This window comes from Cellulomonas sp. SLBN-39, assembly GCF_006715865.1.
In the GTDB taxonomy this organism is placed as follows: Bacteria; Actinomycetota; Actinomycetes; order Actinomycetales; family Cellulomonadaceae; genus Cellulomonas.
The window spans coordinates 2,223,183-2,237,110 of the sequence record NZ_VFOA01000001.1 but is presented as its reverse complement, the minus strand read 5'-3'; the positions used below and the strand labels follow the sequence as shown (position 1 = coordinate 2,237,110).

The following is a 13,928-nucleotide window of genomic DNA, read 5'->3' as shown; positions in this document are numbered from 1 at the left end:
AGACGGGCGCGAGCGGGCTCGCGGCGCGGGTGACCCGGGCCCGGGCGGCAGTGACCCGGGGCCTGGTGCAGGTTACCCGAGCCGCACCCGCCGGGACCGGGAGCTCCGCCCACCGGTCGGCCGGAGCCCGTCAGCGCAGCGCGCGGACCTCGTCCGCCGACGTCGCGCTGTCCACGAGGAAGCGGGCGCAGCGCTCGGCCTCCTCCTGCTCGCCGATCGCGTCCGCGGCCTCGGCGAGCGCCAGCAGCGCCCGCAGGAACCCCTGGTTGGGCTGGTGCGACGCGGGGACGGGGCCCTGGCCGCGCCACCCCGCCCGGCGCAGCGCGTCCAGACCGCGGTGGTACCCGGTCCGCGCGTACGCGTAGGCCGCCACCGCGTCCGTCTCCTGCTCGGCCAGCAGCGCCCAGGCCAGCGAGGACGCCGGGGTCGCCCGGGCCGCGGAGCGGGCGTCGCCGTCCGCCGCGAGCGCGGCACGGACCGTGGCGTCGGGGCCGTCGGCGGGCAGGAGCGTGGGGGCGGGACCGCCCAGGAGGTCGTGGTGCGTCATGCGCGCAGTCTCGCACCCCGCGGCGACGGTCCCGGCGGGGCCCTGCGGCGGGCCGTCGCACCGCGTCCCGCCCGTCGGGTGAACGCGCTCCCCCGGCGTGCGGGCCCGGGTGTGCACGGTTACAGTCGAACGGCCGACCAACCCGGCGTCCCCGCGCCAGCACTCCCCCTCCCTCACGGTCGGTCACGGAGCACAGGACGGCCCATGATCGAGATCTCGACGTCCTCGACGACCACGACGCTCGTCGTGGCCGGCGACCTGGACCTCGCCGAGCGCGAGCAGTTCCCCGAGGTGACCGCGCGGGTCGTCGGGCTGCGCCGCCAGCTCCTCGTCATCGACATGTGCCGGGTGACGTTCATGGACTCGACAGGTGCGGCGTTCCTCATCTCGCTCGCCGACGCGGGCCGGCGTCGCGGCGGGGCGACGGTGCTGCGGGGCACCGCCGACCGCGACCTGTTCGTGCTGGAGATCTGCGGCGCCCTCGACCTGTTCCGCATCGACGCGGACCACCGGTGCGAGTCCGACGGTGCCGAGGTCCGCGAGCCGCACCAGGCGCCCGCACCCGCCTGAGCCCGGGCCCTGCGCCGACGGGGTCAGCGGCCGTCGGCCCCCGGCCGCGGGAGGGCGCCGGGGCGCACCCGCGCCCACACGACCTTCCCGGCACGCGAGGGCCGCCACCCCCAGTCGGCCAGGCGCTCGACGATCGTCATGCCGAACCCGCCGACCCGGCCCGGGTGCCCGTCCGTCGTCACCGGCGGCGTCGGGTTGGCGTCCTCGACCTCGACGCGCAGGCCGTCGCCGGTGTCGTGGAGCTGCAGCGAGACGTGCCCCCACCCGTGCAGCACGGCGTTGGCGACCAGCTCGGACACGACGAGCTCGGCGTTCGCCGCGTCGGGCAGGTCCCACGCCTGGCAGGTGCGCAGGACCGCGTGGCGGGCCCGCGCGATCGACGCCGGCTCGCTCGGCAGGCGCCAGCGCCGCTGCCGCGGGCTGGGCCACGTGCGCCGGTCGTCGTGGTCGTGCGGCACCCGCACCACCACCACCGCGACGTCGTCCTCGGGGTGGTCGGCGAGCCGCGCGAGCAGCTCCTCGCCGATCCCCGCGGCGTCGCGCGCCGTCACCTGCGCCGCGACCCCCACGAGCACGGCGAGCCCGTCGCGCAGGCTGCGGTCGCGGCGCTCGACGAGGCCGTCGGTGTAGTAGACGAGCACGTCACCGGGCAGGAGGTCGACGACGTCCGCCGACCTGCCGGCGCCGCCGAAGCCGACGAGCGGACCGCCGGTGCCCTGCAGCAGCGACGCCTGCCCCTCCCGCACGAGCAGCACCGGCAGGTGCCCCGCGCGCGCCAGCCCCGCCCGCCAGGCCCCCGCGGTCCGCTCGAGCACCGAGAGCACCATGCTGGCGGGGCGCGGCACGCGCATGCCGGCCACGAGGTGGTCGACGCGGTCGAGCGCACGGCCGGCGTCCGTGGCGTCCACGAGTGACGACCGCACCACCGAGCGCAGCTGCCCCATCGCCGCCGCGGCCTCGACGTCGTGGCCGACGACGTCGCCGACGACCACACCGGCGGTGTCGGGCCCGAGCTGGAGGACGTCGTACCAGTCGCCGCCGACCTGCGCGTCGTCGGCGTTCGGCGAGTAGTACGTCCACACGTCGAGCCCGTCGACCTCGCCCTGCTCGGGGAGCATCGAGCGCTGCAGCGTCTCGGCCAGACGGTGCTCGCGGTCGTAGAGCCGCACGTTGTCGACCGAGAGCCCGACGCGGCGCGCCGTCAGCTCGAGCACCGTCCGGGTCGGCGCGTCGAGCCCGGCCACCCCGCCGTCGTCCCGGGGGAGCACGACGAGCAGCCCGACGGTGCGCCGCCGGCCGGGGACGGCGATCACCAGCGGCGCTGCGCCGCCCGCCGCACCGCCGCCCACGCCTGCGAGCCGGTCGACGAGCTGGTCGACCAGCCAGGCGGTGGACGAGCCGGCCGCCCAGGGTGCGCCGAGGTCGAGCTCGACCGGCCCGGTCACCCGGCCCGCCAGGAGGCCACCCACCGGGTCGGTGCCGGGCGCGTGGACGGACGCGGGCCGGGGCCGGACCGACGGACGCCGCGGGTCCAGCCCGTCGGCCGCCCAGAGCCCCCGGTCGTCGAGGTAGAACCCCGCCCACGCGACGACCTCGCCGGCCAGCAGCGCCGCGATCTCCCGCAGCGCGTGCGGCTCGTCGACGTCCATGACGAGGTCCGAGACCCGGGAGACCAGGGCGAGGGCACGGCGCTCACGCTGCTCGGCGGCGACGCGCGCGACGTGCTCGGCCCGTTCGCTGCGCAGCGCCCGCAGGTCCTCCAGCGCGACGACCCAGGTGGTTCCGTCCACCGGTGCCAGGTGCGCCTCGCACGGCACGTGCGCGCCGTCGGCGCGGCGCAGCACCACCCGGGGGGAGAACGCGGCACCGCCGCGCAGGGCGTCACGCAGCGTGGCCGGGTCGGGGACGCGCACGCGCGGGTCGGCGAGCACGTCCACGCCGACGAGGTCCCCGGGGCGGTACCCGGTCGCCGCGTCCAGCGCCGCGTTCGACCACACGACGCGCAGGCCGGCGCCCGCGTCGAGCACGGCCGTCGGCACCGGGGAGGCGTCGAGCGCACGGGCGAGGAGGGCGGTGGACGGCCCGGCGGAGGGGGTCCGGTCGACGGACGACACGTCCGACCTCGCGTGGGAGTTGACCACCACCACCTCCGATCGTCTACCGTGCCGAACGGACGGACGGACGCCTCGACCACCCGGCGAGCCCCTCCCCCGTGCCGGAAGGAGCATCGTGCGAGACGGTAACAGCCCCTCCCACGGGGACCCCTCCACGGCCGCCCCGGAGGAGCGCGACGTCGCGGCACCCGCCGCCGGCGAGCCCGGAGCCGTGCAGGTGATCGTCGGGGCCGACCGCACCCGGATCGTGCTCTCGGGCGAGGTCGACGCCGACCTGGGCCCCGAGCTGCAGGAGGCGACGAGCGAGGCCGAGCAGCGCGGCCTGCCCATCGAGGTCGACGCGCACCACGTGACGTTCATGGACTCGTCGGGCGTCGCGTTCCTCGCGCGCCTGTCGATCCGCAGCGAGCACCGCGTGCGCCTGCTGCGGGTGCCCCCGACCGTGCGCTTCCTCCTCGAGGTCACGCGCATCGGCGAGCTGCTGGACGTCGTCGACGACGACAGCAGCGAGCCGTTCGAGCCGGTCGACTCGACCGCGCCCTGACGCAGCCGCCGCGCTGCGCGGCCGACGGCCGCGCAGGCCCCGACGGCAGACGGCCCCGGACCTCCGCGTGGAGGGCCGGGGCCGTCGTGCGTGACGGGTCAGGTCAGAGCTTGTGCCCCGCCGACCGCAGCTGCTGGCACGCCTCGACGATGCGCGCGGCCATGCCGGCCTCGGCCAGCTTGCCCCAGGCGCGCGGGTCGTACGCCTTCTTGTTGCCGACCTCGCCGTCGATCTTCAGGACGCCGTCGTAGTTGGTGAACATGTGGCCGACGACCGGGCGCGTGAACGCGTACTGCGTGTCGGTGTCGATGTTCATCTTGATGACGCCGTTGTCGACAGCCTCGGCGATCTCCTCGGCGGTCGAGCCCGAGCCGCCGTGGAAGACCAGGTCGAACGGGTTCGCCTTGCCGATCGAGTCGCCGACCGTCTTCTGGATCTCGGCGAGGATCGACGGGCGCAGCTTGACCGCGCCGGGCTTGTAGACGCCGTGCACGTTGCCGAACGTCAGGGCCGTCAGGTAGCGACCCTTCTCGCCGGCGCCGAGGGCCTTGACCGTGGCCAGGCCGTCCTCGGACGTCGTGTAGAGCTTCTCGTTGATCTCGGCCTCGTGGCCGTCCTCCTCGCCACCGACGACGCCGACCTCGATCTCGAGGATCGTGCGCGCGGCCTGCGAGAGCTCGAGGAGCTCCGCGGCGACGACGAGGTTCTCGTCCAGCGGGATGTCCGAGCCGTCGAACATGTGCGACTGGAACGTCGGGTTCTCGCCCCGCTTGACCTGCTCGGCCTCGAGCGCCAGCAGCGGCTTGACCCAGGAGTCGAGGTTCTTCTTGACGCAGTGGTCCGTGTGCAGCGCGATCGTGACGCCGTAGTGCTTGGCGACCTCGGTGGCGTAGGCGGCCAGCGCGAGCGAGCCCGCGACGCGGTTCTTGATCGTGGAGCCCGACGCGTACTCGGCGCCGCCGACGGACACCTGGATGATGCCGTCCGACTCGGCCTCCGCGAAGCCCTGGATGGCGGCGGTCACGGTCTGGGACGACGTGATGTTCACAGCGGGGTAGGCGAACTTGCCGGCCTTCGCCCGGTCGATCATCTCGGCGTAGACCTCGGGGGTTGCGATAGGCATCGCGGCATCTCCTGCGCGTAGTCGGATGCGGTACGACCTGAGTCTGCCACCACCGCAGCACCCCGCGTCCGGGACGTCCGCCCCGCCCACCCCCTCCCTCCGCCGCCCCCTCACCTGTTCCCCCGCCACCCACCACCCCGCCGAACGGGCCCTGGCTCACGCGTGGGGCTGCCGGTCCACGAGCCAGGTCCCGTTCGACGTCGGGCGATCCCGGGATGGGAGGGGGCGAGGCGGGGGGCACGACGTGGAGCGGGTGAAGCGGGTGGGGCCCGCGGGGCGGTCAGCGGGGGCGGGTGAGGGCGGCGCGGACGGTGCGGGGGACGGTCCGTGCGCCGACGTCGGCGGAGGTGAAGCGCAGGACGGTGTGGCCCAGGGCGCTGATCGCGTTCTGGCGGCGACGGTCGTGCAGCAGCGCCGCGGCCACGTCGTGGAACTCACGCCCGTCGATCTCCCCGATCAGCCATCGCCCGTCCGTCGTGCGCCAGCCCATGTCGCACCGGGCGACGAACGCACCGCCGGGCCCGCGCACGGCCACCTGGAGCACGTCGGGCGGGACGCCGTCGTCCACGCACTGCAGCCGGGCGAACGTCTCCAGGGGCGACTCGGCACGGGCGTCGACGAGGTCCCACCAGCGGCGCGCCCGGGCCGCCCCGCGCCTGCCCACCGCGAGCCCGCGCGCACGGTCGAGCCCGTCCGCGTCGAGGAGCCCGCGGCGCAGGACGTCGTCCAGGACCGCCACCGCGTGATCCCTCGGCAGCTCGGGCACCGCCTGCGCCAGGGCGTGGACCAGCGGCACGGCACGGCCGCCGCCCACCGCCGCGATGCCGTCGATGCCGAAGCGCCGCACCCGGACGCCCCCTCGGCCCCGCACGTGCGGGGCGCCCGGCAGCGCGACCTGCGGGACGACCGCCACGGGCAGACCGGCGACCCCGTGCAGCACGAGGGCGGCGGAGCCGACGGCCACCGCGTGCGGCCCGTACGCCAGCAGCCCGGTGAACGCGGCCCGACGACGCCGCTCCTCGGGGTGCAGACGGTCCACCGGCGCGACGTCGAGCACACCGACGACGACCCGCGCCCAGATGCCCGCGGCGACCAGCCGGCCGCGCCGCGACCGGTCGACCCCGAGGGCGTCGCACTGCGCGGCCGACACCAGCCCGGCCTGCCGGCGGGCGGTCCGGAGCAGGGCCTGAGGAACAGGATGGCGGCGCACCCGCGCACCGTCCCGCGCCAGGGCCGCCCGACCGCCCGGCACGCCCCCAGCCCGGGACGCACCGCTCGGTGACGACACCTGTGGACGCCTCACGCCCCGGTGCCCCGCCGCACCCCGACCCCGCCCGGCCCCCCGCCGCCCCCGCGCCGAGCGGGCTCTGGCTCACGCGTCGGGTGCAGGATCCGCGAGCCAGAGCCCCCTCAACGGCCAGGAGGCGGCGGGCGTCCGGTGCGCAGGGTGTGGCGGGACGCCGGTCGGCAGGGCTGGCGGGACGCCGGTGGGCAGGGTGGCCGGCGGTGCAGGTGGGAGGACGGCGTGGGGCGGAGCGGCCGGGGGGGTGGGGCGCAGGTGGTGGGTCAGGGGGTGGGGTGCGCGAGCGGGGGGGCGGCGTGGTGGAGGGCCCAGGTGTGCATGGCGATCGCGGCGGCGGCGCCGGCGTTGAGGGACCGGGTGCTGCCGTGCTGGGTGATGTGCAGGACCACGTCGCAGACCGCCTGGGCCTGCTCGGACAGGCCCGTGGACTCCTGGCCGAGCAGCAGGACGCACGCGCGCGGCACGGCGTACCCCTCGATCGGCACCGACCCCGGCACGTTGTCCAGCCCGACGACCGGCAGGCGTCCGCCGTCGGTGCCGGCGGTCGAGGCCCAGGCGGCGAGGGCGTCGGCGTCCGGGTGGTGGTGGACGTGCAGGTACCGGTCGGTGACCATCGCCCCCCGCCGGTTCCAGCGGCGCCGGCCCACCACGTGGACGCCCGCGGCGTTGAAGGCGTTGGCGGTCCGCACGACGGAGCCGATGTTGAGGTCGTGGGCCCAGTTCTCGATCGCGACGTGGAACGGGTGCCGGCGCGTGTCGAGGTCGGCGACGACGGCCTCGACCGTCCAGTACCGGTACCGGTCGACGACGTTGCGCCGGTCGCCGAGGGCGAGCAGCTCCGGGTCGTACCGGGGGTCGAGCGCCGACCCCGGACCCTCGGCACGCGGCCACGCGTCAGGGCCCCCGGGCCACGGACCGACCCCGACCTCGTCCGACGCGGCGCCGACGCGCGGGTCAGCCTCGTGGTCGCTCATCCGCGCATCTTCCCAGCCGCGCCGGGCCGGGCCGACCTCCACAGGATCTTCCGCACGAACGGGCGGGACGGGCACGGCCCGGGTCGTACGCTGGTCGCCATGCTCACGACGACGGCCCTCGCCGCCGCACTCGCGTCCGACGTCCCGCTGCTCGCCGCCGGCCCGCTGCCCGCCCTGGGGCCCGACTTCCTGCAGCCCGAGACGCTCATCGAGTCGTTCGGGACGGCGGCCCTCTTCGGCATCGTCGCGATCGTGTTCATCGAGACGGGGCTGCTCTTCCCGTTCCTGCCCGGCGACTCCCTGCTGTTCACGGCCGGGGCGCTCGTGGCGCAGGACTCGCTGCAGCTGAACATCTGGGTGCTGTGCGCACTGCTGTTCACGGCCGCGTTCGCGGGCGACCAGGTCGCCTACCTCATCGGTCGCACGCTCGGCCCGAAGGTCTTCAGCCGCCCCGACTCGCGCTTCTTCAAGCAGAAGTACATCGACCAGACGTACGCGTACTTCGACCGCTACGGCGGCCGCACCATCATCGTGGCGCGGTTCGTGCCGTTCGTGCGCACCTACGCCCCGGTCGCCGCCGGCGTCGGCAAGATGAGCTACCGGCACTTCGTCTCGTACAACGTGGTCGGCGCGCTCCTGTGGGGCGTGGGCGTCACGCTGCTCGGCTACGCGCTGGGCAACGTCGCGTTCATCAAGGACAACATCGAGGCGCTGCTCATCCTCATCGTGCTCGTCTCGGTGATCCCGGTCGGCGTCGAGCTGTGGCGCGCACGCCGGGCCGAGGCCGCCGGCGCGACCGTCGACGGGCGTGACCCGTCGTTCGACGAGCCGGAGGAGCGGGCCGAGGTCGAGCGCGAGGTCTTCGGGCACGCGCAGACCCCGACGACCGCCCTCCCGGCCGTCACCGCTCCCGGGCCGGACGGGGCGCCGCGCCCGTGACCCGCGAGATCCGCTCCTGGCTGTCCGACATGGACGGCGTGCTCGTGCACGAGGGCACGGCCCTGCCGGGGGCGGCGGACTTCGTCGAGGCGCTGCGGGCGGCCGGGCGGCCGTTCCTCATCCTGACGAACAACTCGATCTTCACGCCGCGGGACCTGCGGGCCCGCCTCGCGGCGACGGGCATCGACGTGCCGGAGGAGTCCATCTGGACGTCCGCGCTGGCGACGGCCCAGTTCCTGACCGACCAGATGCCGGGCGGCTCCGCGTACGTCATCGGCGAGGCGGGACTGACGACGGCGCTGTACGAGGCGGGCTACACGCTGACGGCCGCGAAGCCGGACTTCGTGGTGCTGGGCGAGACGCGCACCTACTCGTTCGAGGCCATCACGCAGGCGATCCGGCTGATCCAGGGCGGTGCGCGCTTCATCGCGACGAACCCCGACGTCACCGGCCCGAGCGCGGACGGCGACCTGCCCGCGACGGGGGCGGTCGCGGCGATGATCCGCGCCGCGACGGGTCGTGAGCCGTACTTCGTGGGCAAGCCGAACCCGATGATGATCCGGTCGGCGCTCAACCGCATCGACGCGCACTCCGAGACGACGGTGATGGTCGGCGACCGCATGGACACCGACGTGATCGCAGGCATCGAGGCCGGGCTGCGCACCTACCTGGTGCTGACGGGGTCGACCCGCGCGGGCGACGTCGAGCGGTTCCCATTCCGTCCGACGGCGGTGCTCGACTCCATCGCGGACCTCGTCGACCTGGTCTGAACCACCGGCCCGGGCGGGGCGGACCTGCACGAGTCGTTCACCGGCGCGAGGCCTTTTGTCCTGCGCCGCCGCCACCACCAGGGCGGACGCTGGTGCCGTGCGTCACACCGAGCTCGCCACCGTGCTGCGCGCGGCCGCCCCGTGGTGGTCGCGCCGCCGCCGCTCGTCGTGGGTGCTCGACGACCCCGAGCTGGCCGCGCGCGCCGCGCACGGGTGGGCTCCCGCGGCACGCACCGCGCAGGACGCGCTCGGGGCTCCCGCGGACCTGCGGGCCGGGTCGCTGACGCTCGTCCTCGGGCCGCGCGGGACGGGCAAGACGACCGCCGTGAAGGACCTCGTCGCACGGGTCGTGGCGGAGCCGGACGTGGACCCGCGGGCCGTCGTGCTCGTGCCGGTGGAGCCGGACGTCTCGGTCGCCGCTCCCGACCGGCCGGTCCTGCGCGCGGAGGACGTCGACGAGGTGCTGCGCCGCCCGACCCGCACGGGCGCGCCGGCGTGCGACGGCGAGCGGCTCTTCGTCGTCGACGAGGTCGGGGGCGTCCCGGGCTGGACCGAGCCCGTGCTGGGGGCCGTGCGGCGGGGCGCCCGGGTGGTCGTCACCGCCTCGGCCGCGCAGCCGGACGACGTGACGGCGGTGCAGGCGTGGCCCGGTGCCCGCGTCGTGCGGCTGCAGCCCGCGTCGTTCACGGACCTGCTGATGGCGTGCCCGCAGGTGCCGCCGGCCGTCGTGCGCGACCGGTTCCTGGTCCACGGCGGTCTGCCGCGGGCGATCGCCGAGCACCGCGACACCGGTGCCGTGAGCGCGTCGTTCGTGGACCGTCTCGTCGCCGGGCTGGAGCGGGACCTGCGCCCGACCGGCCTGCTGCCGGCGGGCACCACGGTCGAGCGGCTGCTGGACACCCTGTGCGCGACGACGGGCCGGTTCGTCGAGCCCGCGGCGCTCGCGGCCCGGCTGACGATCTCGTCGGAGCAGGCCGCCGCGCTGGTCCGGCGCCTCGTGGGCGCGGGTGTGCTCGACCCGCGCCGGGGGCTCGTCGACCCGTTGCTGCACCGGCTGCCGTCGTTGCGCGACCCGGGCACCTTCGACCCGCCCAGCACCACGCACCTGGCCGACGCGTCCTGCTGACGCGCCGGACGGCTGTCCCGCCCGGCGCGGCGCGGGTCAGTCCAGGCCGAGGTCGGCGAGCCCGAAGAGGTGGTGGTACGGCACCCCGAGGGCCTCGATGACCTCCCGGGCACCGGTGGCGCGGTCGACGATCGTGGCGACCCCGAGCACCTCGCCGCCCGCCTCGCGGACCGCGTGGACGGCCGCGACCGGCGAGCCGCCCGTCGTCGACGTGTCCTCGACCACGACGACCCGTCGGCCGGCGACGTCCGGGCCCTCGATGCGGCGCTGCATGCCGTGCGCCTTGGCCTCCTTGCGGACGACGAACGCGTCGAGGTCCTGCCCGCGGGACGCCGCGGCGTGCAGCAGCGACGTCGCGACAGGGTCGGCGCCGAGCGTGAGGCCGCCGACGGCGTCGATCTCCGCGGTGCCCAGACCGGCCTCCTCGAGCATGTCGAGCATGAGGTGGCCGATCAGCGGGGCCGCGCGGTGGTGCAGCGTCGCGCGGCGCAGGTCGACGTAGTAGTCGGCCTCCCGCCCGGACGAGAGGGTGACGCGCCCGCGCACGACGGCGAGCTCGACGACGAGGTCCCGCAGCTGCTCGCGGGGCGTGGGCGACAGGTCGGTGGTCACGCCCGACAGGGTAGCGAGGCCGGCCGGCTCAGTCGGCGACGGGCTCGTCCGTCGGGCGGCGGTACCGGCCGACGGAGCGGACCGCGCCCCGGGGCGCCAGGCGCGCGATCGCCGAGACGGCCTTGTAGCGCAGGCTGGGCGTGGAGATCACGGCACCACGACGGACGTCGGCGAGCGCGGCGGCGACGACGTCCTCGGCGTTCAGCCACACCGCGTCCGGCATGGCCGACATGTCGATGCGGCCGCGCTCGTGGAACTCGGTGTGGGTGAAGCCCGGGTTCACGACCGTGGCGGTGACGCCGGTGCCGCGCAGCTCGACCGCGAGGGACTCCGTGAAGGTCCGCACCCAGGCCTTGTGCGCGGAGTACGTGCCGGACGCCATGAGGGCGGCGATCGAGCCGACGTTGAGGATCGCGCCGCGCCCGCGCGGGACCATGGCACCGGCGGCGGCGTGCGAGAGCACCATGACGGTGCGGACCATGACGTCGAGGGCGACCTCCTCGGCGTGGACGTCGCCGTCGACGAACTCCTGGTTGAGCCCGTAGCCGGCGTTGTTCACGAGGAGCCCGACGGGCCGCTGCGGGCTGCGCAGCCGCTCGGCGACGCGCTCGACGTCGGCGCGGTCGGACAGGTCGGCGACGAGCACCTCGGCGCGCACGCCCGCGGCCGCCTCGAGCTGGCGGGCGAGGCGGGTGAGGCGCTCCTCGTCGCGTGCGACGAGGACGACGTCGTGCCGGGCCGTGGCGAGCTGCCAGGCGAACTCCAGACCGAGTCCGGCGCTCGCGCCGGTGACCAGTGCGGTTCCCATGACCGTCACCCTACGGAACTCGGCGGGCCGCGCGCCGCCCGTCCACGCCGCGAGGTGGGGACGTCTCGTGCGCGTCGCGTGGAGCAGCGGCCCGGCGCCGAGCCGCCCCCAGCCCCGGTGCAGCGGCCGGCGCGCACGGTCGTGCCGACGCCCGGGCGGTCCGAGCCCGCGGCCCCGCCCGGGGCTCGTAGGGTGGGCGCGTGCCCCGCCTCCCCCACGACGCCGCCCCCGACGTCCCCGACACCTGGGACGGTCCGTCCGACCCGCCGTGGTGGGACGAGGAGCCGCCCCCGGACCCGTGGGACGCCCCGCCGCCGGAGGACGTCACGTCCGGCGGTCCGCGGGCGGACGCGGCGCCGCTGCGGGACGGGTCGCTGGACGACGCGGCCCTGCAGGACGCCGTGCGGGCCGGCACGCGCGCGACGCGACCCGTGCCGGTCGTGCAGCAGGGCGCCGGGGCGCCGTCGCACGGCACGCCGCTGGAGGTGCTGCGGCGCGTCTGGGGGTACGAGGCGTTCCGGGGCGACCAGGCCGCGATCGTGGACGCGCTCGTGGCGGGCGAGGACGCGGTCGTGCTCATGCCGACCGGCGGCGGGAAGTCGCTGTGCTACCAGGTGCCGTCCCTCGTGCGCGAGGGCACCGGGGTCGTGGTGTCGCCGCTGATCGCGCTGATGCAGGACCAGGTCGACGCGCTGTCGGCCGTCGGCGTGCGTGCGGGGTTCCTCAACTCGACGCAGGAGTGGTCGCAGCGCCGCGCGGTCGAGGACGCGTTCCTCGCGGGCGAGCTCGACCTGCTCTACCTGGCGCCGGAGCGCCTGCGGGTGCCCGAGACGCTCGACCTGCTGGGCCGGGGGCACGTGGCGCTGTTCGCGATCGACGAGGCGCACTGCGTGTCGCAGTGGGGGCACGACTTCCGGCCCGACTACCTGCGGCTGGCGGTGCTGCACGAGCGCTGGCCGGACGTGCCGCGCGTGGCCCTCACGGCCACGGCGACGCGGGCCACGCACCGGGAGATCGGCGAGCGGCTCGACCTGGCCGACGCCCGGCAGTTCGTCGCGAGCTTCGACCGCCCGAACATCCGGTACCGCATCGTGCCCAAGGACGGGCCCAAGGCCCAGCTGCTCGCGATGCTCCGCGCCGAGCACGCCGGCGACTCGGGCATCGTCTACTGCCTGTCGAGGGCCTCCGTCGAGCAGACCGCCGCGTGGCTCGTCGAGCAGGGCGTCGACGCGATGCCGTACCACGCGGGCCTGGACCGGCAGGTCCGCGCCCGCAACCAGGCGCGGTTCCTGCGCGAGGACGGCGTCGTGATGGTCGCGACCATCGCGTTCGGCATGGGCATCGACAAGCCGGACGTGCGGTTCGTCGCGCACCTGGACCTGCCGAAGTCCGTCGAGGGGTACTACCAGGAGACGGGCCGCTCGGGCCGTGACGGGCTGCCCTCCACGGCCTGGCTGGCGTACGGCCTGAACGACGTCGTGCAGCAGCGACGGATGATCGACACGTCCGAGGGCGACGACGCGCACAAGCGGCGGCTCACGCAGCACCTCGACGCGATGCTGGCGCTCTGCGAGACGATCGACTGCCGTCGGGGGCAGCTGCTGGCGTACTTCGGCCAGCCGTCCGACGGACCGTGCGGCAACTGCGACACGTGCCTGGAGCCGCCGCAGTCGTGGGACGGGACGGTGCCCGCCCAGAAGCTCCTCTCGACCGTGGTCCGCCTCGACCAGCGCGGGCAGCGGTACGGCGTGGGGCACCTGGTCGACCTGCTGCGCGGCAAGGTCACGCCCCGGGTGCGCCAGCTCGGCCACGAGGAGCTCTCGACGTTCGGCATCGGGCAGGACCTGTCGGAGGGCGAGTGGCGCGGGGTGGTGCGCCAGCTGCTGGCGGCCGAGCTGCTGGCGGTCGACGCGGAGGGCTACGGCACGCTGCGGCTGACGCCCGCGTCGGCGGCGGTGCTGCGGGGCGAGCGCCCCGTGCGGCTGCGCCGCGAGCCCGAGCGCACGGGCCGCGCCCCCCGCGAGCGCCGCGCGGGTGCCGCCCGCCCGGCGGCGGCGGACCTCACGGGCGCCGACGCGACCGCGTTCGAGGCGCTGCGGGCCTGGCGCGCGGGCGCGGCCAAGGAGCAGGGCGTGCCGGCGTACGTCGTCTTCCACGACGCGACGCTGCGCGAGATCGTCGCGGCCCGGCCGTCGTCGCGGGAGGCGCTGGGGCAGATCGGCGGTGTCGGCGCGGCGAAGCTCGACCGCTACGCGGAGGGCGTCCTGGCGACGCTGGCCGCCCTCGACACCGGCGCCTGACCGGGGGATTCACCCGCTGCCCGACAGCACCTGGGGAGACCCGCGAGTAACGTCGCGATCGCCGGGCGCCTCGGGGGGCGGTGCCGGGCAGGGCCGCTTCTCGTGCTCCCCGCGCAAGGGGGCGCGCACACATGTCGAACGACCCTGCCGACGGACGTCCGGAGCCTGGGACCTGGCAGCCACCCGCGGCACCGGCAC

General features: G+C 75.9%; 13 protein-coding genes. 6 read left to right on the top strand and 7 right to left on the bottom strand.

Going from position 1 to position 13,928, the window contains the following annotated elements; translation table 11 throughout:
* Window positions 1-130 precede the first annotated feature (130 nt).
* Window positions 131-547 carry a DUF3151 domain-containing protein gene (locus FBY24_RS10335; RefSeq protein WP_142160354.1) on the bottom strand — a complete coding sequence of 139 codons (417 nt, stop codon included), beginning with the start codon at window positions 545-547 and terminating at the stop codon, window positions 131-133.
* 204 nt (window positions 548-751) lie between these two features.
* On the opposite strand from FBY24_RS10335, the gene FBY24_RS10330 reads away from it, so the two are divergent.
* The gene (locus tag FBY24_RS10330; protein WP_142160352.1) at window positions 752-1,117 is read left to right on the top strand and encodes an STAS domain-containing protein; all 366 of its coding nucleotides are present in this window, start codon (window positions 752-754) and stop codon (window positions 1,115-1,117) included.
* A gap of 23 nt (window positions 1,118-1,140) precedes the next feature.
* Here FBY24_RS10330 and FBY24_RS10325 read toward each other — a convergent pair whose 3' ends face one another.
* Window positions 1,141-3,231, bottom strand: coding sequence for a SpoIIE family protein phosphatase (locus FBY24_RS10325; protein ID WP_255432338.1), 2,091 nt, complete (start codon window positions 3,229-3,231; stop codon window positions 1,141-1,143).
* A gap of 115 nt (window positions 3,232-3,346) precedes the next feature.
* Between FBY24_RS10325 and FBY24_RS10320 the strand changes: the two genes are divergently transcribed.
* Complete coding sequence (locus FBY24_RS10320) at window positions 3,347-3,775, top strand: STAS domain-containing protein (RefSeq protein ID WP_370510980.1); 429 nt, start codon at window positions 3,347-3,349, stop codon at window positions 3,773-3,775.
* Between the two features lie 103 nt (window positions 3,776-3,878).
* On the opposite strand, the gene fbaA is transcribed toward FBY24_RS10320, so the two are convergent.
* The 3 genes from fbaA to FBY24_RS10305 form a co-directional block, all read right to left on the bottom strand.
* Window positions 3,879-4,898, bottom strand: coding sequence for a class II fructose-bisphosphate aldolase (gene fbaA / locus FBY24_RS10315; protein ID WP_142160348.1), 1,020 nt, complete (start codon window positions 4,896-4,898; stop codon window positions 3,879-3,881).
* Window positions 4,899-5,178: 280 nt separating this feature from the next.
* Window positions 5,179-6,048, bottom strand: a complete 870-nt coding sequence (locus FBY24_RS10310; protein WP_142160346.1) for a hypothetical protein — start codon at window positions 6,046-6,048, stop codon at window positions 5,179-5,181.
* Window positions 6,049-6,464: 416 nt separating this feature from the next.
* Window positions 6,465-7,175 (bottom strand): TrmH family RNA methyltransferase, encoded by a 711-nt coding sequence (locus tag FBY24_RS10305; protein WP_142160344.1) that lies wholly within the window; start codon window positions 7,173-7,175, stop codon window positions 6,465-6,467.
* Between the two features lie 99 nt (window positions 7,176-7,274).
* Here FBY24_RS10305 and FBY24_RS10300 point away from each other — a divergent pair, with 99 nt between their 5' ends.
* From FBY24_RS10300 to FBY24_RS10290, 3 genes are all read left to right on the top strand, one after another.
* Window positions 7,275-8,114 carry a VTT domain-containing protein gene (locus FBY24_RS10300; RefSeq protein WP_142160342.1) on the top strand — a complete coding sequence of 280 codons (840 nt, stop codon included), beginning with the start codon at window positions 7,275-7,277 and terminating at the stop codon, window positions 8,112-8,114.
* Window positions 8,111-8,884 carry an HAD-IIA family hydrolase gene (locus FBY24_RS10295; protein WP_140457617.1) on the top strand — a complete coding sequence of 258 codons (774 nt, stop codon included), beginning with the start codon at window positions 8,111-8,113 and terminating at the stop codon, window positions 8,882-8,884. Before FBY24_RS10300 ends, FBY24_RS10295 begins: the two co-directional genes overlap by 4 nt.
* A 97-nt stretch (window positions 8,885-8,981) precedes the next feature.
* Complete coding sequence (locus FBY24_RS10290; RefSeq protein ID WP_160158489.1) at window positions 8,982-10,010, top strand: AAA family ATPase; 1,029 nt, start codon at window positions 8,982-8,984, stop codon at window positions 10,008-10,010.
* A 36-nt stretch (window positions 10,011-10,046) separates the two neighbouring features.
* On the opposite strand, the gene pyrE is transcribed toward FBY24_RS10290, so the two are convergent.
* A complete protein-coding gene (gene pyrE, locus FBY24_RS10285; RefSeq protein ID WP_142160338.1) occupies window positions 10,047-10,622 on the bottom strand; it encodes an orotate phosphoribosyltransferase in 576 nt (191 codons plus the stop codon).
* Between the two features lie 28 nt (window positions 10,623-10,650).
* Window positions 10,651-11,430 carry an SDR family oxidoreductase gene (locus FBY24_RS10280; RefSeq protein WP_142160336.1) on the bottom strand — a complete coding sequence of 260 codons (780 nt, stop codon included), beginning with the start codon at window positions 11,428-11,430 and terminating at the stop codon, window positions 10,651-10,653.
* Window positions 11,431-11,861: 431 nt separating this feature from the next.
* On the opposite strand from FBY24_RS10280, the gene recQ reads away from it, so the two are divergent.
* A complete protein-coding gene (gene recQ / locus FBY24_RS10275) occupies window positions 11,862-13,730 on the top strand; it encodes a DNA helicase RecQ (RefSeq protein ID WP_370511025.1) in 1,869 nt (622 codons plus the stop codon).
* Window positions 13,731-13,928 lie beyond the last annotated feature (198 nt).

Excerpts from the sequence above, each read along its gene's own strand:
- FBY24_RS10335 (WP_142160354.1), bottom strand. The coding sequence starts at position 547 with ATGACGCACCACGACCTCCTGGGCGGTCCCGCCCCCACGCTCCTGCCC.
- FBY24_RS10330 (WP_142160352.1), top strand. The coding sequence starts at position 752 with ATGATCGAGATCTCGACGTCCTCGACGACCACGACGCTCGTCGTGGCC.
- fbaA (WP_142160348.1), bottom strand. The coding sequence starts at position 4,898 with ATGCCTATCGCAACCCCCGAGGTCTACGCCGAGATGATCGACCGGGCG.
- FBY24_RS10305 (WP_142160344.1), bottom strand. The coding sequence starts at position 7,175 with ATGAGCGACCACGAGGCTGACCCGCGCGTCGGCGCCGCGTCGGACGAG.
- FBY24_RS10300 (WP_142160342.1), top strand. The coding sequence starts at position 7,275 with ATGCTCACGACGACGGCCCTCGCCGCCGCACTCGCGTCCGACGTCCCG.
- FBY24_RS10280 (WP_142160336.1), bottom strand. The coding sequence starts at position 11,430 with ATGGGAACCGCACTGGTCACCGGCGCGAGCGCCGGACTCGGTCTGGAG.